The 20,461-nt window shown below is 55.0% G+C and carries 17 protein-coding genes and 3 pseudogenes; 5 read left to right on the top strand and 15 right to left on the bottom strand.

Translation table 11 applies throughout. The features are described from left to right. From glyA to ACRZ91_RS21360, 6 genes and pseudogenes are all read right to left on the bottom strand, one after another. Positions 1-135: pseudogene (glyA, locus tag ACRZ91_RS21385) on the bottom strand (serine hydroxymethyltransferase); the annotation flags it as partial. A 21-nt stretch (positions 136-156) separates the two neighbouring features. Beyond that, entirely contained in the window at positions 157-2,787 is a 2,631-nt protein-coding gene (locus tag ACRZ91_RS21380; RefSeq protein WP_480908461.1) for a phosphoenolpyruvate carboxylase, read from the bottom strand. Continuing rightward, positions 2,787-3,758, bottom strand: coding sequence for a 2-hydroxyacid dehydrogenase (locus ACRZ91_RS21375; RefSeq protein WP_480908459.1), 972 nt, complete (start codon positions 3,756-3,758; stop codon positions 2,787-2,789). The genes ACRZ91_RS21380 and ACRZ91_RS21375 overlap by 1 nt, the downstream gene beginning before the upstream one ends. Then, positions 3,758-4,648, bottom strand: a complete 891-nt coding sequence (gene sucD / locus ACRZ91_RS21370) for a succinate--CoA ligase subunit alpha (protein ID WP_170543669.1) — start codon at positions 4,646-4,648, stop codon at positions 3,758-3,760. Before sucD ends, ACRZ91_RS21375 begins: the two co-directional genes overlap by 1 nt. Beyond that, on the bottom strand, positions 4,648-5,844 hold the full coding sequence (locus tag ACRZ91_RS21365) for a malate--CoA ligase subunit beta (protein WP_480908456.1): 1,197 nt from the start codon (positions 5,842-5,844) through the stop codon (positions 4,648-4,650). Before ACRZ91_RS21365 ends, sucD begins: the two co-directional genes overlap by 1 nt. A 28-nt stretch (positions 5,845-5,872) precedes the next feature. Beyond that, positions 5,873-7,114, bottom strand: a complete 1,242-nt coding sequence (locus ACRZ91_RS21360) for a pyridoxal-phosphate-dependent aminotransferase family protein (RefSeq protein WP_480908454.1) — start codon at positions 7,112-7,114, stop codon at positions 5,873-5,875. Positions 7,115-7,332: 218 nt separating this feature from the next. Here ACRZ91_RS21360 and ACRZ91_RS21355 point away from each other — a divergent pair, with 218 nt between their 5' ends. Beyond that, positions 7,333-7,962, top strand: a complete 630-nt coding sequence (locus tag ACRZ91_RS21355; RefSeq protein ID WP_480908452.1) for a LuxR C-terminal-related transcriptional regulator — start codon at positions 7,333-7,335, stop codon at positions 7,960-7,962. A 62-nt stretch (positions 7,963-8,024) separates the two neighbouring features. On the opposite strand, the gene ACRZ91_RS21350 is transcribed toward ACRZ91_RS21355, so the two are convergent. After that, the gene (locus ACRZ91_RS21350; protein ID WP_480908450.1) at positions 8,025-8,720 is read right to left on the bottom strand and encodes a HipA domain-containing protein; all 696 of its coding nucleotides are present in this window, start codon (positions 8,718-8,720) and stop codon (positions 8,025-8,027) included. An 84-nt stretch (positions 8,721-8,804) separates the two neighbouring features. Continuing rightward, positions 8,805-9,485 (bottom strand): annotated as a pseudogene (locus tag ACRZ91_RS21345) (IS6 family transposase). A 338-nt stretch (positions 9,486-9,823) separates the two neighbouring features. Here ACRZ91_RS21345 and ACRZ91_RS21340 point away from each other — a divergent pair. The 3 genes from ACRZ91_RS21340 to ACRZ91_RS21330 all read left to right on the top strand — a co-directional run bounded on the left by ACRZ91_RS21340 (position 9,824) and on the right by ACRZ91_RS21330 (position 15,240). Then, the gene (locus ACRZ91_RS21340) at positions 9,824-13,423 is read left to right on the top strand and encodes an adenylate/guanylate cyclase domain-containing protein (protein ID WP_480908448.1); all 3,600 of its coding nucleotides are present in this window, start codon (positions 9,824-9,826) and stop codon (positions 13,421-13,423) included. Positions 13,424-13,449: 26 nt separating this feature from the next. Next, positions 13,450-13,707, top strand: a complete 258-nt coding sequence (locus ACRZ91_RS21335) for a DUF4242 domain-containing protein (protein ID WP_260027243.1) — start codon at positions 13,450-13,452, stop codon at positions 13,705-13,707. A 117-nt stretch (positions 13,708-13,824) separates the two neighbouring features. After that, positions 13,825-15,240: an FAD-binding oxidoreductase gene (locus ACRZ91_RS21330; RefSeq protein ID WP_260027240.1), complete on the top strand. Its 1,416-nt coding sequence runs from the start codon at positions 13,825-13,827 to the stop codon at positions 15,238-15,240. A gap of 153 nt (positions 15,241-15,393) precedes the next feature. On the opposite strand, the gene ACRZ91_RS21325 is transcribed toward ACRZ91_RS21330, so the two are convergent. The 7 genes from ACRZ91_RS21325 to ACRZ91_RS21295 form a co-directional block, all read right to left on the bottom strand. After that, on the bottom strand, positions 15,394-16,053 hold the full coding sequence (locus ACRZ91_RS21325) for a DUF2461 domain-containing protein (RefSeq protein ID WP_480908446.1): 660 nt from the start codon (positions 16,051-16,053) through the stop codon (positions 15,394-15,396). A gap of 12 nt (positions 16,054-16,065) precedes the next feature. Then, positions 16,066-16,410 (bottom strand): TfoX/Sxy family protein, encoded by a 345-nt coding sequence (locus ACRZ91_RS21320; protein WP_260027236.1) that lies wholly within the window; start codon positions 16,408-16,410, stop codon positions 16,066-16,068. Beyond that, positions 16,410-16,808: an MAPEG family protein gene (locus ACRZ91_RS21315; protein WP_260027234.1), complete on the bottom strand. Its 399-nt coding sequence runs from the start codon at positions 16,806-16,808 to the stop codon at positions 16,410-16,412. Before ACRZ91_RS21315 ends, ACRZ91_RS21320 begins: the two co-directional genes overlap by 1 nt. Before the next feature lie 25 nt (positions 16,809-16,833). Continuing rightward, positions 16,834-17,220: a VOC family protein gene (locus tag ACRZ91_RS21310; RefSeq protein WP_260027233.1), complete on the bottom strand. Its 387-nt coding sequence runs from the start codon at positions 17,218-17,220 to the stop codon at positions 16,834-16,836. Positions 17,221-17,288: 68 nt separating this feature from the next. Continuing rightward, complete coding sequence (locus ACRZ91_RS21305; protein ID WP_480908443.1) at positions 17,289-18,524, bottom strand: RNA polymerase sigma factor; 1,236 nt, start codon at positions 18,522-18,524, stop codon at positions 17,289-17,291. Positions 18,525-18,527: 3 nt separating this feature from the next. After that, positions 18,528-18,899, bottom strand: a complete 372-nt coding sequence (locus tag ACRZ91_RS21300; protein WP_480908441.1) for a YciI family protein — start codon at positions 18,897-18,899, stop codon at positions 18,528-18,530. A 121-nt stretch (positions 18,900-19,020) separates the two neighbouring features. Beyond that, positions 19,021-19,386 (bottom strand): VOC family protein, encoded by a 366-nt coding sequence (locus tag ACRZ91_RS21295; protein WP_480908439.1) that lies wholly within the window; start codon positions 19,384-19,386, stop codon positions 19,021-19,023. A gap of 372 nt (positions 19,387-19,758) precedes the next feature. Here ACRZ91_RS21295 and ACRZ91_RS21290 point away from each other — a divergent pair. Beyond that, a pseudogene (locus ACRZ91_RS21290) lies at positions 19,759-20,461 on the top strand (IS3 family transposase); the annotation flags it as partial.

Here is a 20,461-nt window from a genome sequence, read left to right as displayed (position 1 = left end):
GATGTTTTCCGATGCGATCAGCTCGATTTCATCGCGCTGGCGGCCCAATTCGGATGTGATCGAGCCAAATAGCTCGGGGTCACGATCGGCAAGGGATTGGGTGAAGAAACCTTCGGTGCGTTGCGGGGCGTTCACGTTGAAACCTCCTGAAAAGGGTTAGCCAGTCCAGCCAAGGCCAGCGGAAATGGCGTTCATGGATTGCAGCAAAGGCACAGGTACCGATCCCGCCTGCAGCTCGCTTCGGGCTTGTCGCAGCAGTTCGACTTGTAGTGCGTGAATGCGGTCCAATTCCGCCCGTTTTCGATCGAACCGCTCGCACAGGCGGGGAAAACGGTGACCGATGGTCTGATCGCCGGTCAGAAACTGTATTGCTCTGCAGGACCTTTCGTATTCCGCTTCGATTGCCTGCGATATGTTCTGGCGGATTTCCTCGTCACACACCAACTCGCCGTATTGCGCAGCGATGCTCATATCTGCCTGATAAAGCGATTTCTCCATCTCATCGACGGCGAGACGGAACAGACGGGAGTGCTTAAACATGTCCTGCAACACTTCATCACCGCGCTGGCCCCGGAATTTACGGAAGCTAGCCATAGCGGCCCCAAACCCGTACCAACCGGTGATCAGGTGGCGGTTCTGCGACCACGCGAAAACCCACGGAATGGCCCGCAGATCATCCAGTCTGGCCGCGCCGAACCGACGGGCCGGGCGTGACCCGATCTTAAGGCGGGCAAGCTCTTCGACCGGGCTTGCCTGCTGGAAATAATCCAGAAAACCCGGCCTCTGAAGAAGTGAGACATAGGCTGTCTGCGACAGTTCAGACAAGGCATCCAGCGCATCGTCGAACTCGGGCCGGGCAGGGGTTTCACCTGGGTTGGCTGTATGGCGCAGCGTGCTTGAAAGCAGCAATTCCAGATGCGCCACAGCCGTCCCGCGGTTGGCATACTTGGTTGAAACAACCTCACCCTGTTCGGTCACGCGCAACCGTCCGGCAATCGTTCCACTGGGTTGCGCAGCTATGGCGCGTCCGGTAGGTGCGCCGCCCCGGCTGACCGAGCCACCGCGACCATGGAAAAATGTGGCCTTGAAGCCTTGCGAAGCCAGTGCCGACACAATCCGGCGTTGGGCGCGCTCCAACTCCCATGTTGAGCAGAAATAGCCACCGTCCTTGCTGCTGTCCGAATATCCAAGCATGACCTCGATTGTGTTGCCGTCGGTTTTGAGACTGCGGCGGGCGAGTGGTACCCCCAGAACGTCCAGCAGGATCGCCGGAGCATTGCGCAGGTCCGCAATCGTCTCAAACAGTGGGACCACTGATATATCCAGAGTTTCGGATCCAAACCCGGCGTAGCGGGCCAGTAGGTAGACGCCGAGAATATCATCGGCAGAACGGGTCATGGACAGGATGAATGGACCGATTGCCTTGGGATCCGGCCCTGATCGCACGCTGTGGACCAACGCCAGTAGGGCGAGCAATTCCTGTGCCTGATCGCTCAGCGCGTCGCGGTTTTGATAAGGCAGGTTCTGATCCGACAATTCGGTTCGCAAACGGGTAGACCATTCGGCCGTGCCATAGTCCGGAGCCTGGCCGGATTGTGACCAGATTTCGGCCAGAACATCGGTTGTGACGGTCGAATTCTGGCGGATGTCCAATGTTGTGGTTCGGAACCCAAAAACCGTTGCGGCTCGGCGCAAAGGGCGGACATGCCGTCGTGCCAGAATATCGGCGTTGACCGCGCACAATGCGTTATCAAGCGCATCAAGATCACTCACAAATTGTGAGATGTGATCATAGCCGCCATCTGTCAGCCGATGGCGAATGGCATTAAGAGCTTGCCGAAACGGTTCGTTACGATTGCGGCCAGCTTCTGGAAACCGGTTGATTATTTCTTGTATACGCGCCCTATTGAGATCGGGCAGCGGCAATATGAGGGCACTGATACTCAGCCTGCTTGCAGCCTGTTCAAGGGCCTGACGGTAGAGGTCCAGAACCGTTTCACGCCCGCGTTGCAAAGCCACTGCGGTCATCTCGGTCGTGACATTCGGATTGCCATCCCGATCGCCGCCGATCCAGCTGTGAAAGCGGATATCGGGTGTTTCGTTCAGGGTCTTTCCCAGCATATGTAAGCAGGCCTGATCGAACCGATCCATGACCTGCGGGACGGCGTCAAAGATTGCATCCCGGAAGAATTGCAAACCCCACTCGATTTCATCGCGCAGGCTTGGGCGCGTCAGGCGAAGTTCACCGGTCAGCCACAGTAGATCGATCTCACCTTCCAGTCCTTTCAGCAATTCGGCGCGCTCGGTTGGGGTCCAGCGTTGCGTTTCAAGACTGACAAGGTTGCGATAAATCCGCCGGTGGATTTCCAGTACAGTGACCCGTTTGGCCTCGGTTGGATGCGCGGTCAGGGTGGGGCCAGCACAAAGATCAGCGGTCAGTTTTTCCATTTGGCTGTTTGTCAGGGACAGGTCGGACAACACCTCGGAAAACCCGCCTTCGACCGCTTCGGGGCCGCTATTGGTCTCGGCCAGGCGACGATCTCTGACTTCGGCGTTTTCGTCGATGATGCGCAACAGTTGGAACCAAATCGACAGGGCCTGCAAATACGGAGTCGCCTCGGGCCCGGCGGGAATAGGCTGCAGCGGCGAAGACTCGGCCCATGTCGCTACATGAGGCGCCCGTTTCAGCAAAATGTTCCGCCACAACACCCGCAATTCCGAACGCAACCCTTCGGCATAGTTCGAAGGTTCTGGGGTGGGCTGAATATTCCGCGCCAGTGCTTGCATCAGATCACCTGATCCCGTGGAGTGCGGCCCGCAAAAAAGTCGCTGAGATTGTCGAGTACACGGAACCCCATGGCTTCGCGGGATTCGCGCGTGGCGCTGCCCAGATGGGGCAACATCACCAGATTGTCGCACTGCAGCAGGTCCGGGCTGATCCGAGGTTCGCCGTCAAAGACATCCAGCGCCGCGCCGCCGATCGTGTCGAACATCAGCGACTGTACCAGAGCGTGCTCGTCCACAACTTCGCCGCGTGCGGTGTTTATAAGGAATGCGTCAGGCTTCATCAGGTCGAGCCTGCGCCCGTTGATCAGGTGCCGGTTCGTCGATCCTCCGGGGCAATGCAGCGAGACGAAATCGCATTGTGGCAGCAAGTTATCGACCGTTTCGACCTGTGCTGCATTGAACTGTTTCAGCACCTCGGCCGACACTGCACCACGGTTCTGGACCAGAATTTTCATGCCAAAGCCGTGATGTGCGCGCCGCGCCATTTCCTGACCGATCCGTCCAAAGCCGATAATGCCAAGCGTCTTGCCGCTGACCTTCGTGCCGACAAGGTGGGTCGGACGCCAACCGGACCAGTCTCCAGCGCGCAATTCGCGCTCGCCTTCACCGGCGCGACGGGCAACCATCAACAGCAATGTCATGGCCAGATCGGCGGTACATTCTGACAGGACATCCGGTGTATTGGTCACGGTCATCCCAAGATTGCGCGCCGATGGTTCGCAGATATGGCTGTAACCGACGCCGTAATTGGCGAGGATTTTGGTCTGCGCAGCGGGTACGTCCATCGCCTCGGCGCTGAGCGTGTCCGTAACCGTGGGCAAAACTGCGTCATAGCTTTTCAGCGCATCGCGGAATTCGGCCGGTGACATTGGTTTGTCTCGGGTGTTAAGCACAGCGTTGTAGTTCTCGGTCAACTGCGCTTCGACCGCAGCAGGCCATCGACGGGTGACAAGAACCGAAGGCTTGACCATCACGCAGCCTTTCCCATGACACGGGCGATCGTTTCACCGATGACGGCAGGGTTTTCGGCAACGGTCACACCGGCGGCGGACAGAATCTCGACCTTTTCCGATGCACTTTCACCGAAAGCCGAGATAATCGCACCGGCATGGCCCATAGTCCGCCCTTTTGGCGCGGTCAGACCAGCAACATAGGCGATGACGGGTTTCGAGATGTGATCGCGGATGTATTCAGCCGCTTCAGCCTCCTGCGGCCCGCCGATTTCGCCGATCATGGCAATAACCTCGGTGTCTTCATCCCATTCAAAGCGTTCGAGAATGTCACGGAATGAGGAACCGTTGATGGGATCACCGCCGATGCCGACGCTGGTCGAAACTCCGATACCACGCTCCTTCAACTGCGCCGCAGCCTCATAGCCAAGTGTCCCCGAGCGGCCAATGATGCCGACATTGCCCGGCAGGTAGATATGCCCGGGCATGATCCCCAACAGAGCCTTGCCGGGGCTGATCGTTCCGGCACAGTTTGGACCAGTCAGCACCATGCGCTTGTCCTTGGGATAGCGATACATGTAGCGTTTGACGCGGATCATGTCCTGAGCCGGAATGCCGTCGGTGATGCAAACGCAATAGCGGATACCCGCGTCGGCGGCCTCCATGATGGAATCCGCAGCAAAAGGCGGCGGGACAAACACAAGGCTGGCATCTGCGCCGGTCGCCTCGACGGCCTGTTTGACGGTGTCGAATACCGGAACGCCCTCGACGGTTTCCCCTCCCTTTCCGGGAACGACACCGCCTACGACATTTGTGCCATATTCCAGCATATCCTTGGTATGAAAGCGCGCCATGCGTCCAGTGATACCTTGCACGATAACGCGCGTGTCGCGGTCGAGGAGAATGCTCATTACACGGCCCTCATCTTGGTGTTTTGGGTCAGATCGTTCTGCCATGCGCCCACGGCCCGTTCGGCGGCTTCCATTAGCGTTGTGGCGCGGATGATCGGCAGGCCGGACTTGGCGAGGATCTTCTGGCCTTCTTCGACATTTGTCCCGGCTAGCCGCACAATAACGGGGATGTCGATTTCCAATTCGCGAAGTGCCTGCACGACACCTTCGGCAACCCAGTCGCAGCGATTGATACCGGCAAAGATATTGACCAAAACCGCCTGGACATTGTTGTCGGACAGAACCAGGCGAAAGGCCTTGGCTACACGCTCCGGCGACGCCCCGCCTCCGATGTCCAGGAAATTTGCGGGCTCGCCACCCGCCAGTTTGATTGTGTCCATCGTGGCCATGGCCAGACCAGCACCATTCACGATACAGCCAATATTGCCTTCGAGACCCACGTATGAAAGCCCCCGATCCGCCGCGCGGCTTTCGCGCGGGTCTTCCTGGCTTTTGTCGCGCAGTTCGGCGATCTGCGGATGACGAAACAGGGCGTTGTCGTCAAAGCTCATCTTGGCGTCCAACGCCAGTACACGGTCATCCCCTGTGATGACTAGCGGGTTGATTTCGACCATGGTCGCGTCAAGTTCGCTGAACGCGGCGTAACAGCCCTGCAACGTCCGGACCATCTGCTGAACCAGACGGGGTTCCAGCCCGAGATTGAAGGCGATCTCGCGTGCCTGAAACTCCTGCAGCCCGACGGCGGGTTCCACGATTGAACGGACAATGCTGTCAGGGCGTTCAGCCGAGATCTCTTCGATCTCCATTCCACCTTCCGAAGAGGCGACGATCATCACGCGCTGGCTGGAGCGGTCCAGAACAAAGCCCAGATAGATCTCGCGATCGATCGGCACGGCGGATTCGATATAAACGCGGTAGATGCCTTTTCCTTCCGGCCCGGTCTGGTGGGTCACCAGCTTGCGCCCGAACATCTCGTCGCAGGCTGCGTGGATCTCGTTTTCGCTGTCGCACAGCTTGACACCGCCGGCTTTTCCTCGGCCGCCTGCATGCACCTGGGCTTTGACAATCCACTTGTCCCCACCCAGCTCACGCGCGCGGTAGGCCGCCTGCTCGGGGCTGTAGGCCAGCGCGCCGGATGGTATGGCAACACCGAAATTCGAAAGAACTTCTTTCGCTTGGTACTCATGAATATCCATCTGCATTCCTCCCGTTCATGCAGTGTGATCAGGCCGCAATCGACGTGCCGTATCGGCTTTCGAGCAGCGCCTCGATCTCCTCGAAATCGACGTTGCCACCAAGTTCTCGCATCGCGTCTGCGAACAAACGGATGATCTGACTAATCGCCTGGCGATTGAGTTGATTGAGGATGCCGATCCGGACCTGTACCGGTGCGCTGAGCGTCGGCCAGATGCCGAACCCACGCGCACGGCAATTCTGCACAAGCTCCATCTCGCGCCCCGCCAGTTCCGGTGGCAGATTAAGGACCAGAAGACTGGGCATGTCCGAGGTCACCTCGCATCCCATTGCGGTAACGGCGTCACGCAGCACCTTTTCATGTGTGCGGTACGAGGCTGACCGCTTAGCCAATCCTTCAGTCAGCGTCAGACGAAGGGATTCATGGAAGGCGGCCACAGCGTACCCGGAATGGGTCCGGTGATAGGTGCCTTTCTCGACGTCCTGCCCATCGACGATTCCCCAATGACGGGCCTCGAAAATGGGATTGTGGACATAGCTATAAGCACCCGAAGATTTCAGGCTGTCGATATAAGTGTCCGTAAAGCTGACCGGTGCGTAGGTCAGCGGCAGACAGCACAGGCCCTTTTGCGGGCAAGATGCCCAGCCTGCGATGCCCGGGTTGTCATCAATTTGAAAATCCTCGACACCCAAAGACGAAACTGCATCGATCAGACCCATAGCGCCATGGCGTTCACAAGCATCGGAGAACCCACGCAGATCATTGATACGACCTGAACCCGTTTCCCAATGCGCCATGAACGCCCATTTGGGTTTGTGCTTGGCCAAAGCAGCCTCGACCATTTCGCCGGTCACCGACTGACCATGCGGCACGTCGATGACAGTAACACTTGCAGCCTGTGGGTCCAGAGGGTTGATTGCATGCTCTTCCGGCGTTGCTGCCTTGATGCGTAGGGTCAGTGTATCGATGCCGGAAAAGGTACCGTTGTTGAATGCAACAACCTTGTCGCCCGGCATGACGGCCGAAAACATGGTATCCAGCGCGCTCCAACCGGTGCCCGCGACCGCGAAGGTATAGGTGTTCGAGGTGCCCCAGATCTCGCGTAGCATGAGTTTGCATTCGACCATGCCGCGCAAAACATCACCCTGCATATGGTCAGCTACCCCTGCGCTTGCGAATGCCTGCAGAACGCGGGCGTCGGTATTTCCCGGTCCCGGGCCGGCAGCCAAGGTCTGTGGGATTTCGAGCGTGGGATAAATCTGGGAATTCATTCGATCCTCCTTGATCGTCGGGGTGTTCAGCCACACCCAAATACCGTGTTGTGGATCAGGAAACCCTTGCTTGCATCGGCACGCAACGTAACTTACTACTGCTTTAGGACTTCTAATAGAGTGGGGAAAAACCTACCCGTTTTGGCAAGAATACTAGAGTATACTAATTTTGATCCTATACGAATGGGTAGTAAATTTGAATTTTGGATGTAAAATCAATGTCAGAGCTTCCACAACAACCGATTGACGTTATGTTGGCCGACAACAATCCGCTGGTGTTGTCGGCCATGTCGGAGATTTTTGAACGTGATCCGCGATTCTCTTTAGTTGCCACATCAGCCACCGCCGAAGGGTTTCTGGGCGCGGTCATGAGGGTACCAGTCAAGGTTTGCGTAATTGCATGGAATTTGCCGGTTCTCGGTGCGGCCAAATTGATCGAAGTTCTGCGGGAACAGGAAAACGTACCCCGATTTGTCATCTATGGCGATGAGGTCGGAGATGTTCCGCGCCTCGCCATGCAGGCAGGCGCGGCAGGGTTCGCATCCCGGTCGGGTGAGGTTGAAGTATTGCTGGAAACTTGCGCGGACGTGGCGGCTGGTAAAATGGTGTTTCCATTCATCGATGTACGGAAGATGCAGCAGGACCCAATTCACAGCCTTTCCCGCAAAGAGCGCGTCATCCTTGAAGCGCTGGCCAAGGGCCTATCCAACCGCGAACTTTCGAAGTACCTGCAAATCTCGACAAATACCGTCAAATTTCACCTGAGCAACATCTATGAAAAGCTCTCGGTTAAAAACAGGACGCAAGCGATTGCTTTCTACTATTCTTCTGGCGCAGCCTCAGATTAACTAAATTGCGCCTATGGCCGAGCATCTACTAGCGATCTCGCAATTCCGGTGGGTAAGTTAAACTATGTTAAAAGTGGCAGCATGATCTGCTGATCATACCGCATGAAAAGCAGCCGTCCGACGTCGACCGCCATCGCAAGACGCATCCGATTTTGGCGAAATTGACCGTCATCTACGGCTTTCTGGGCGCCTAGCACATCATAGAGCGGGGTCATGCGGACTCCGCCTGGACGCAAAGCAACGCTGAAATTCTTGGCGTGCCTGTCTGTCGCTCCTAAGATCCAAAACAGCACCTGTGTGCGGAAGAACGCGCGTTGACCTGCCTCGGGGTCATCACTACCCGCTAGCAACCCGACGCCTTCTTTGATCCTCGGCCCACTGTCTAGTTGGTATTTCTGGCTAGGCGGGAATGTGAGAGCTTGGCAAAAGTCTTCCTGCGGGAGGCGGATCAATCGACCATCCTTGGCCCAACGCCGATCAAACCGTGTCACAACAAGGCTCCGCACGTCCTCGAAGTGGGCAATCGCGATCTCCGCCACCTCCGTTCCCATGACGCGACAAAAGCTCATGCAGAAATACTCGTTCTCGACGCTGTCGGATAAATTGATCCCCGCGGGCAGAACACCAAGCTGGGTTTTGAGGATATGGATTGTAGGGGTTAGCCCAGACGGGCGGATCCACGCGCCATCGTAGCGCAGCAGCGCCGTTTTCTCCTGCGCCCCTACTATGGAAATGCGGAATTCGTCGTCTGCGTCCAAGCCAAGGGGCGCGCTCGCAAGGTTGCGCAGGGTTCTGTTGCAATCTTTTGGGAACGATGAACTGTTTAAGCGATTGCAGGGGAGCTAAGCGGCCAGTGCTGCGAATTGACGAAACGGACAGATTCCGGGCGTGAACTGACCCTTGCGGATCATGTTTGCGACTTCGATTCCGTCCAGCGTCACGGACGCGGATGCGAAGGCTTTGAACCCCGGCATCGGGCGCGTTCGCCTCTTGATGAAACGGTGGTCCTGCTCAACGATATTGTTCAAGTATTTCCGTCTGACCATCTCAATGGGGATCGGAGAGCCAAAGCTCTTAAGCATCTTGTTGATGGTCTTAATGCCTGCAGTGTTGGCGCCGCTTTTGTCGATGACGATCTTTCGAGGCAGGCCATTGGCTTCCAGCATTCGGGCGAAGAACTTGGTGGCAGCTTATTTGTTGCGACGCCGGGATAAAATGAAATCTAGTGTCTTGCCGTGTTTGTCGACGGCTCGGTAGAGATAGACCCACGTGCTTTTCACTTTGATGTAGGTCTCGTCCATTCTTCAGGAACGGTCGCACGGCCTTTTTCGTCGACGCGCTGCTTCTGCGATTGCAGCGGGATACTGTGTGACCCAACGGTTCAGTGTGGTGTGATCAACCGATACGCCTCGTTCGCGCATGATCTCTTCAAGATCTCGGTAAGACACGCCGTGTCTAACATAGAAGAACACAGCAAAGAGGATCACATCCTTCGGATATTGTGCGCCTTTAAAGGAGATTATGAATAGACTTTCGACTTGATAATTCTGAAGGTCATTCACCTGTTGGTGGCGCGAGCGTCAATGGCTAAAAGTTTGCAACAGATCCCCGAGATGGGCTCGGTGCGGTCGTTCGTCGAATTGTGGTGAGTAACCGCACTGCCGGCAAAGTCGCCTTCAAAGGCAAAATATAGAGCGCGTGCCGCTAATCAACCAGTCGCGTAAATCTAGAATGCGAAGGCAAAAGTCGGAATTGTAGAGTGACCCGAAGACAGATGACAGCGGATGCCATTCATTGAATAATCAGTTCATTTTGAAAGCCTATTCTTGATTAGTATCGCGTATCTCAGCATGATCCAAAGATGTCGGCTGGAATAGACAAGTGGTTAAACGATCTCGATCTGAGTCAGTACGCGGATGTATTTGCGGAAAACGATATTGATGCGCGCGTTCTGCCATTACTATCTGGCGACGACTTAAAAGAGCTTGGAGTTAGCCTTGGTCACCGCAAAATCATCCTTGCTGCAATTCACGAGCAAGACGGCCAAAGACCCGCAACCTCACCGTTACCAGCAGCTGGTGTTCAAGCGCCTGAAGACGAACAAGCGCTGACCTTAGACGATTCACAAAGTGATGATCTGCGCAAACAGAAGTATGTTGAACCGCCTACTGCAGAAAGGCGTCACGTAACAGTTTTGTTTGCCGATCTTGTCGGCTCGACTGAACTCACCAATCGCTTTGATCCCGAAGACATGCGGGACTTGCTACAGAACTATCAAGATGCCGTTGCAGGAGCCGTAAGCCGATACGGTGGCTACGTTGCAAAGTACTTGGGTGATGGTCTTCTCGTGTTTTTCGGATGGCCGCGGGCTTATGAAGATCACGCAATTCGGGCGGTAAAAGCCGGCCTTGAGTCTGTTCGCCGTGTCAAAAAACTCAAGACGCCTGACGGAGAGTCTTTGTCCGTCAGACTGGGAGTTGCGAGCGGTGATGTTGTGGTCGGCGATACCATTGGTGAAAACACATATGAGGAAGGGGCCATGACTGGTCCGGTCGTCAACCTTGCGGCACGGCTTCAAGAACATGCAGAGCCAAACTCAGTCATTTTGTCAGTTGAGGAAACCGAGACAACTTTGCATCGGATATTCGAGTTCAAATCTCTTGGGCAGGCAGAGCTAAAAGGGTTTGCTGAACCACGTAGTCTGCAGAAAGTGGTGTCGGAACGCAGTGCGGAAAGCCGGTTCCGCGCCTCACATCGAGACGATGTCGACAGCGTCATGGTTGGCCGGGACTACGAAAAGGGTATCCTACTGCAATCATGGCAACGTTCTCAGAACGGTCACGGAGACGTTGTTCTACTCTCCGGTGAAGCCGGAATTGGAAAGTCACGGCTTACAGAGGAATTCCTTGCAGAAATCACTGAAAACGACCAAGCCGATGTCATAAGGCTGAATTGTTCCCCCTATCTCAGCAGCAGCCCATTTCATCCGGTAGCCCAACGAATATCCCAGGATGCGGGTGTTGAACCGGACTTTGATGACAATCTGATCCTTGATCATGTCAGAAAGATGCTTGAAGGACGGCCAGGGTTGGATTGGGAACAAGTTCTGCCTGTCTTTGCAGCATTGGTCGCACCTCGTAGTGCGCTCGCCCAAAAGGTGCTCGAGATGTCGCCTCAGGAGCAGCGCGACACGACAATCCAAACATTGATCCACACAGTGCAGGTGCGGTCGAGCGTACGCCCGGTTATTCTTTGCGTAGAAGATGCTCATTGGATTGACCCATCCACACAGGCCTTGTTGGAGCGGTTTAAGTCGATATGCACCGATCTTCGTCTGATGATCTTGATAACCCACAGACCCGGGTGGGAATTCGCCCGTGTTGATGGGGACACACACGTACAGTCTCTGGTTTTGCGCCGATTTGATTCTGCGCATGTCTCAAACCTTGTCGAAAACATTACAGGCAAGAGACCGGACAAAGCTTTGATCACCACAATAATTGAAAAAACAGATGGTGTTCCACTATTCGTGGAAGAAGTGACCCGAGCCATTGTCGAATCCGGCGAGCAGGGGCAAGGCCACATACCATCCTCATTGAAAGGCGCGTTGATGGCGCGGCTCGATGCAGTATCGCCAGAAGCAAAACAGGTCGCCCTTACTGGATCGGTTATTGGCCGGGAGTTTGAGCCGAGCATATTATGTGCCGCGAAGGGCCTTGAAGAATCCGATATCAACAAATGTCTCGAAGAGCTTTCTCGAACAGGCTTGATCTTTGAAAGCGGACACAATCGCGGGCACTTCGTTTTCCGCCATGCGCTTATTCGCGATACCGCTTATCAATCCATGTTGAGTTCAACCCGGAGACTGCAGCACGCAGACGTGGCGCGTGCTCTGATGCGGATAAGGTCATCTGAGATCGAGCGTCGCCCTGAACTGGTCGCGCGCCACCTTTCAGAGGCTGAGGACTGGAGTGCCGCGTTTGAAAAATGGCAGATTGCGACAGAAATGGCATTGGTGCGATCTGCCAGCCAAGAAGCGATGACGAACGCCAAGGAAACTTTAAGAGCCGCCGAAAAACTTGGCTCAGACTCCAATACAGAATTGATCAAAGGCAAGATCTTGGTCGGCCGCAGCTATGACAGTCTGGGCCAATTGCCTGAAGGTATAGCAGTTCTGAAAGACGCTTCCAACGCGGCCCGGGCGGTGCACAACGTGGAGCTAGCCGCTGACGCGGCCAACCATTTCGCTGACTCATGCATGATGTCCAGCGAAAGGCACAGCGAGGCGATCGAACTCTGCGATAATGCACTGAAAGATTTGCCCGATGATGATGAAGTCCGTCGGTGCAGATTGATGAGCCAACTTGCGCGCGCCCATATGTTCGTAGGTCAGTTTTCCGAAGGTGCGCGTTTCGGGCAGCAGTCCATGGAGCTGGCCGCAAAACTGGGAGATTATAAATCCCAGTTCTCGGTAATGATGATGCATTTTGGAGCCCCATTCGTTGCGCGTAAGGGAAGAGAAACCCGCCATTGGCGCGAAAACCTGGAGGCTATGCATGGTGTGGCCGAGCATCTTGGCAGTATCGATCAAGGACGAAACCGGACTCTCAGCTTGTTTTTGGGTGCCGAGATGGCCGACCGCGAGTTGATGGACCAATCTCTGGGCTTGCTCACCGAGATTTCGGAAAAGGACAATCATCTGCAACTCTATTGGGTTCAGAAACACGCACGCGCCATGGTTGCAATTATGGACGGCGATTTTGAGCAAGCGGAAAAACACGCCACCGAGGCGGTAAAGATCGGTCGAAAGACCCATGGGGAACATGTTGAGGGCGTCTTCGGGGTTCAGATGTTCACCATCCGCCGCGAGCAAAACCGACTACACGAGGTCGCGCCTGTGATCAAGAAATTGATGATGGACAGTCCCGAAGACATCTCGTGGAGACCAGGATTTGGCCTTATCGCGTCCGAGCTCGGATACAAGGAACCTGCTGAACGTATACTGAATGAAATGGCCGACAATGGCTTTGATCTTCCACTCGACGCTATGTATTCAACGACCTTATCTTATCTGGCTGACATATGCGTCGCCATTGAACATCAGGGACATGCCAAGACGCTCTATGAATTACTGGCTCCGTACGAAGAGTTGACGATCACTGCAGGGGCAACGACGGTGTGCGCAGGTGCGGCAGCGCGACGTCTCGGCGGTCTGGGTACGGTGTTAAAAGACTGGGATGCCGTAGACACAATGTTCCAGAAGGCTATTGAAATTGACACGCGCATGAAATGCCCACCTTGGATTGCGCACAGCAAAGCGGCTTATGCATCCGCATTGAGGCGACGGGGACGCCCCAAGGATGTGGAGCAGGCGTTTCAACTGGAAGGGGAAGCGTTGGCAATTTCGCAGAAATTGGGTATGGTTTCCCTAAGGTCAAAGCTCGAAGGAGTAGCGAGTTAAGGTACTTAAACTGTTTGGGGGACTTAATGCCTAGATACATAATTGAAAGAAATTTTGCCGAGCAACTAAACGTCAGTGAAGATGACAAAATTCACATCAAAGAAATCAATGACGAAGTCGGCGTCGAATGGATTTTTTCGTTCCTCAGCGCGGATAAGCGCAAAACATACTGCTTGTACGAAGCCCCTGATGAGGAGAGCCTCAGACAGGCGGCTGAGCGACTGAATATTCCTGCTGATGTCATAACGCCTGTGGATCGGATTGATCCGGCAATATTTGCCTGATCAGCAGCCATTTTTACCCACCTCAATGAAACGACTTCGCGAGACAACGCGACGGAAATAGCAATTAGCTGAGGCAGCCTTGCAAGAAGCCCGACCAGACTATTGGGAGGCTTAGGTATGTTTGACCTGAAAACACTCGACGGAAGTACAGCCGTTGTAAATCAAGACACTTTGGACGCTCTTGGTGCATCGCTTCGCGGCGGGGTCTACCAGAAAGGCACCTCGGAATACGAAGACGCGAGAACAACGTGGAACAGCATGTTCGAACGTTACCCAGGGTTCGTGATCCGCGCTCTGGGAGCAAGCGATGTGCAGAAGGCCGTGAATTTTGTACGAGACACCGGCCTCGTTATGTCAGTTCGGTCAGGTGGGCATCAGATTGCAGGGCACGCCGTCGCAGATGAAACAGTCATGCTCGATTTGTCCCAGATGCGGTCGGTTCACGTAGACCCTGTCAGCAAGACTGCTCGGGTTGAACCGGGTGCACTGCTAGGAGATGTGGATCGTGAAACCCAGGCACATGGGCTTACCGTTCCCGTTGGCATCAACTCGACCACGGGCATTGCGGGCCTAACCCTTGGCGGCGGTTTTGGATGGACCACCCGGAACTTTGGCATGACGATCGACAACCTGCTCTCAGCAGAAGTCGTGACTGCGGACGGAGCCATTGTAACCGCATCCCCTACAAGCCACCCGGAACTTTTCTGGGCTATCCGCGGTGGGGGTGGAAACTTTGGTGTCGTAACCTCATTTGAATTCCAACTGCATGAGCTAGGACCCGATGTCCTGTCTGGCCTCATTGTTCATCCGATAGAAAATGCGCCAGAGCTCCTCGCTGAATTTGCTACGATTGCTGACAATTCCCCGGATGAGCTGACCGTCTGGAGCGTGATGCGAAAAGCGCCTCCTCTACCGTTCCTGCCAGTTGAGTGGCATGGGCGAGAGGTGTTGATCTTTGCAGCCTGCTATAGCGGGTCGATGGAGGAAGGTGAAAAAGCTATGGCGGCATTGCGCGCGCTAGGTGAACCAATCGCCGATGTGATATCTCCCCACAAGTTCGTAGACTGGCAGGCCGCCTTTGATCCTTTGTTGACGCCAGGCGCCAGGAACTACTGGAAGAGCCATGATTTCGATGCACTTTCTTCGGATGCAATCTCAGGACTCTTGGAAGCGATTTCTAGCCTTCCTGACCCGGCGTGTGAAGTTTTTATTGCCCATGTGGGCGGAGCAATGGCGCGCGTCGAGGCCGGTTCTACCGCTTATCCCCAGAGATCTGCTCACTTCATCATGAATGTACACACGCGTTGGGAGGATCCCAGCAAGGATGCCGAGTGCATTGCTTGGGCGCGAGATCTTTATGACCAGATGCGACCGCACGCGACCGGTAGTGCGTATGTCAACTTTATGCCCGAAGACGAAGCGGATCACATGGCAGGAGCATATGGTGACAACGGTGAGAAGCTTTCTAAGATCAAGGGCACATATGACCCCACCAACTTGTTCAGGGTAAACCACAATATCTTGCCTGCGTGATCGAATCCAGAACTGTATAATTTGATCCAGATTGATGTTGATTGGTCTGCTTTGTCGTCACGCCGCATTTCTCGTTCCTGCCGTTCATCCAACCGGATCCAGGTTGCGGTACGCCCTTAAAAGCCGCCATCTGTTGTGTTCGCAGTAGTGGGGTCACGTGATCCGCGAAAGCAGCTGAAACACCGGCATCAGTTTGGCGAACACGGCGGCTGTGAGTTCCGTCAGATTCGGCTTCAAAACAAAGGCTGGGGTCTCGGTATCCATCCAAACTGCAAAGCCCTTGCGCCGCAACGCTTCCTCATGGGGGTGGTCTTTGTCAAATCCGGGCGGGATACGCTTCAACTCCGGGTCACCGATCCTGAAACCCCGATTTCGCATCTCTAATGTGATCTGGGTTAACTCTGCGCCCAGAGGACCCGCCATCGCATCGCGGAAAGTGTCCAAAGCCCCTTTGTCGTACTGCAACACCCCACATCCGAGTGACAGCTTTTCTGGGGAAAGGCCAAAGAGCCACATTGGCGGCTGAACCGCCTGTCCTGTCGGTAGGAACGCAAGGTGCAGATGCGCGTTATAGGGTGTCTTGTCTTTGGAAAACCGAACATCGCGATGAATCCGAAAGATTTTGCTGCTATGATCCTGCCCAGTCAAGTCGCGTAGCGCCAACTCCATATCTTCGGCGAACAGCTTGCTGGGTGCTTTAATGTGAGTCTCATACGTCGCCTTGTTCGCTGCAAACCAGTCCTTGGTATTGTTGGCCTTCAGTTCTTGCAGGAAGCCTACTGCCTCGGCAGCAAAACAATCGAATTGGGTCAAAAGATCCTCCGTTCAGTCTTTCTTGGGCAACGCTGCGGCATGTTCGAGACATAGCTGTAGCCACCGTAGCAAGGCTGCGTCATCGCAATCTGATGCGTCAACGCGAACAAAACCGCCCAGCTTGCGGGTTCCGTGAATCACAGCGCGGGCTGTGGGGTCCTGCAATGCCGTGGGCTCGTTCACCTTTCCCACCCTAAACATGAACCGACCCACGCCATCCTGATGTCTACGCGCACCACAAAGCATGTTGCCATTCAAAAAGAAGCACAGGCCGCCCATCATCCGCTTTTCGGAAATGCCCACATGCGCGGCCAGAGGGTCTCGCATGCGGGCGTTGAGTGTTTCATCCACTGGCATCAGCTGTAAATCCAAAGCTGCCAGAGGATTGCCAGCGCAAGCACCAACATGGCCAAGGTCGTCAGCGCCGCCCCTACCGCACGCCCCTTGCCATTCACCGAAGTGCTGAGGCTGAAATAGTGGACGACGCGGGCAAGCAGCAGCACACCACCACAGGCGGCGACCAGCCAGGATGGGGTTCCTGCGATTTCTGCCCCCGCCAGGGCAAGCAATGCAAGCGGCACGTATTCGATGAAGTTCCCATGCGCCCGCATCAGCCGCAGCAAGTTTTCATCCTCACCGTGAAGCAAAGAAATCCCAGTCTTGGTGCGACGCACACCAACGGCGATCGCCATCGGAATACTCATCAAGACAAAAATAGCAGTGACGACCAGCGCGATCTGCGGAAACTGTTCCATGTTATGCCTCCTCTTTCGATCGCGCTTAGGACGCCATGCTCTCATATGTGATTAGCGCAAACCGTGCTCCTTGAGGGTCAGTCAGAGTGGCCATGCGGCCGACCCCCGGCATATTCATAGCAGGCTGAACAATCGTGGCACCTTTGGCCTCAGCCTTGGCGACACTTGCGTCCACGTCAGCCACGGTAAAGAAGATCGTCCAGGTACCGTTATCCTCTGGCATTGGGGAAAAGCCACCAATGGCAGTTTCGCCGACGACAGCAGCAGAATAGCTCGACCCATCCTGCATGGGCATGTCATTGATCGTCCAGCCCAGCACCTCTTGATAAAAGGCTTTGGCTTTGCCCTGATCGGGGCCTGAATGTCCGATCCAGCCGGAGTTTCCGACAGTGGTCATCTCAAGAATACTCATGTGCTTCTCCCTTGGTTACGCCCGCCACATACGGGTCTGATCCAAGGACGCGCGATATCCAGCGATCCCTACACGCCGTGTAATTTATTTTGGCTAATCTCTATTTTTTCCGTGATTGCAACACGTTCGGGGGCGGTTGGGCCAAGATTCATTACCGTTTCAAAGGCGGCAATCGCCGCGTTGTGATCGCCGGTTTCCTGCAAAAGCCCTCCGCGCATTGCGTGGAACCAGCGATAGGTGGACAAATCCTGCGCCAGAGTCTCCATCGCCTTTAACGCATAATACGGGCCGTGCAGCTTGGCCTGAGCCGCTATCTGATTGAGACGGATGACAGGTGTTGGCAGTAATGCGTAGAGAGCAGCGTAGTGACTTTCAATTGACGCCCAGTCCGTGTCATCTACCGAATCTGCATGGGCATGTGCTGCGGCGATTGCAGCCTGTACGATGTAAACACCATGATGACCAGTCCGCTGAGCCTTCTGCAAAAGACCCGTCGCCTCGGCGATGCCCGAGCGATCCCAAAGGCTGCGATCCTGATCGTCCAACGCGACAAGCTTTCCGTCCGTATCAATTCGCGCATGACGCCTAGCGTGCTGGAACAGCAACAATGCCAGCAAGGCAGCCTGTTCCCCCATCGCCGGAAACAGTGCCGCAAGCAGACGGGCCAAACGGATAGCCTCTTCACACAAGGTAAGCTTGATTTGATTTTGACCCGCTGAGGTTGACCATCCTTCGTTGAACATCAGGTAGACCATCAAGGAAACTTCACCCAAGCGTGCACCCCGCTCAGCTGGGCTGGGTGTTTCGAAGGCAACCGGATTGCTCGCAATCTTCTTTTTTGCACGGGTGATCCGCTGTTCCATAGTTTTTGGCCTGATCAGAAATCCGCTCGCGATTTCGTCTACGCTCAGCCCCAAAACCACGCGCAAGGCAATGGCAATCTGGTCCCGCCGGTCGAGTTCCGGATGGCAGCAAATGAACAGCAGTCGCAATACATCATCACGCATTTCGTCAGGGTCCGGTGTTTCGGCGGGCATCAACTGAAATTCCTCACTGTGACGCGCCAGAATTGCCGCACGACGCTGTGATTTGCGCACATGATCAAGGCCCGAGTTGCGAGCGGTCGTCAGCAGCCAAGCTAACGGGTCGCGAGGTGCTCCGTCTTTGGGCCAGACCGTCAGCGCCTTCAGGCAAGCTTCGGCAAATGCCTCTTCCGCCGTGTCGATATCCCGGAACAATCGGGTCAGGGCCGCAAGCGCGCGCGGTCGGTGCAGAGTAATTGTAGCCTCAAGCCAGTCCGACATGACCTATTCCGACGAGATCACGCCACCCGCCCAGGCAACTGGGCGCACCTCTAGCCGTGCGACAGGGGATGAGATCATCTTTGCGTATTCCAACGCTTCATCAAGGTTTTTGAAATCAGCGGCATAGAACCCAAGGAAATTCTCTTTTGTCTCTGCAAACGGACCGTCGGTGATCAGGGGAGCCGCGCCTTCGGCCGTAGCTGGCTCGACCATAACAGCAGAGGTTGGCGGCATCAGTTTCATCGACACAAACTCGCCGCGGTCCGTTAATGCCGATTGCAGCGCGCCGTGTCCCGACATCACCTCCTCCTGGCGATCTTTGGGCAGCGCTTCGAACACGCCCGGCTCCCCATAAATCGTGATTGCGTATATCATTTTCGCCTCCATGCTTTATTCACATGGTGCAAGGACGCGCGAGGACATGCAAATCCGACAACCGGTCCAATATGCAAAGTCGCAAGATAGCCACTTGGAACACCAAGACGCTAATCGAATGCTAGGCGGGTTCCCAAAGCTCAAATGGGTTTCCTTCTGGATCATTGAGCCACGCGAACTTGCCAATTGGATAAGGCGAATATGGATCGCGACGGACTTCAAAACTCTTAGATTCGAGTTGTGCGATCATTTTCTCAATGTCACGAACACGAAAATTCAGCATAAATACCTTTTCTTGGTTCCCGAAATACTCTGTCACTTTTTCAAACGGGGCGAAAACGGTCTCGCCTGCTTCCTGCGTCCAACACTGTGTTTCATAGTCGTTTGGTACGAGATCAATGCCCAAATTGTCACGATACCTTGCTGTTAAAGTAGCAGGCTCGTCTGCCCTGAAGAAAAACCCGCCAAAGCGCAGTACTTTTTCCATCTTCGATTTCAAACCCGGAGACGCTATCGGAAAAGACTACTCCAATACGTGGAAATTGATAAGCGCGGCCCGTAAGAGACATTCGTCGCCCACCCGCGATGCTGCGGGCGCAGCCCGCTTTGCGGACCTACGCTGCGACTGCGAAAGCGGGCGCCAATAGAACTGTTACCACAAGCACAGAGCCTCTGATCAATGGATGTGACCATTCAGTTATGGATGGTCTAATACCACACCGGTCGTTATGCAGAGGAAGGGAGGTGAATTTGGAGCGACGGCTTGCAGCAATTCTGGTCGCCGATATGGTCGGCTTGGACCTGTCGCGGTTTGATGCCGCTCCTTTGATAGCATTTATTGCAGCAAAGGAGACGAACTATGGGAATGAAACGGACAGACGAATTCCGTGCTGATGCAGTGCGGATCGCGCTGACGCGCAGGCAAGTTGCTTCAGATTTGGGTGTTGGTCTTTCGACTCTGAACAAATGGGTGACGGCACATCGTGACACTGATGTAGTGTCGGACAAGGAGTTGGACCTTGCCCGTGAGAACGAGCGGCTTCGACGGGAGAACTGCGTTCTCAAGGAGGAGAGGGATATCTTAAAAAAGGCCACGGCCTTCTTCGCGAGCCAAAAGCCATGAGGTTTAGGTTCATCGAAGAGCGTGGCCGCGATTTCCCGACCAACCGTCTTTGCCAGGTTCTGGATGTCAGCGAACGAGGCTTACGTGCCTATCGCAGCCGTCCGGCCAGTCAAAGGCAGCGGACAGACATGATTGTTCGGGCTCATATCAAGGAACAGTCTCGTCTCAGCCTGGGCAGCTATGGCCGTCCACGAATGACCGAAGAGTTGAAGGAACTTGGTCTGAACATCGGTCACCGTCGCGTTGGTAGGCTGATGCGTGACAACGGCATACGGGTCGAGAGATCAAAGAAATACAAGGTGACGACCGACAGCAACCACGCTTTCAACATTGCGCCGAACCTGCTGAACCGGGACTTCCATGCCGATCAGCCAAATCAGAAATGGGCTGGCGACATCAGCTATGTGTGGACCCGAGAAGGATGGCTCTACCTTGCCGT

The sequence above is a fragment of the Ruegeria sp. O11 genome, assembly GCF_056535285.1.
This window is presented reverse-complemented; position numbering and strand designations above follow the sequence as displayed.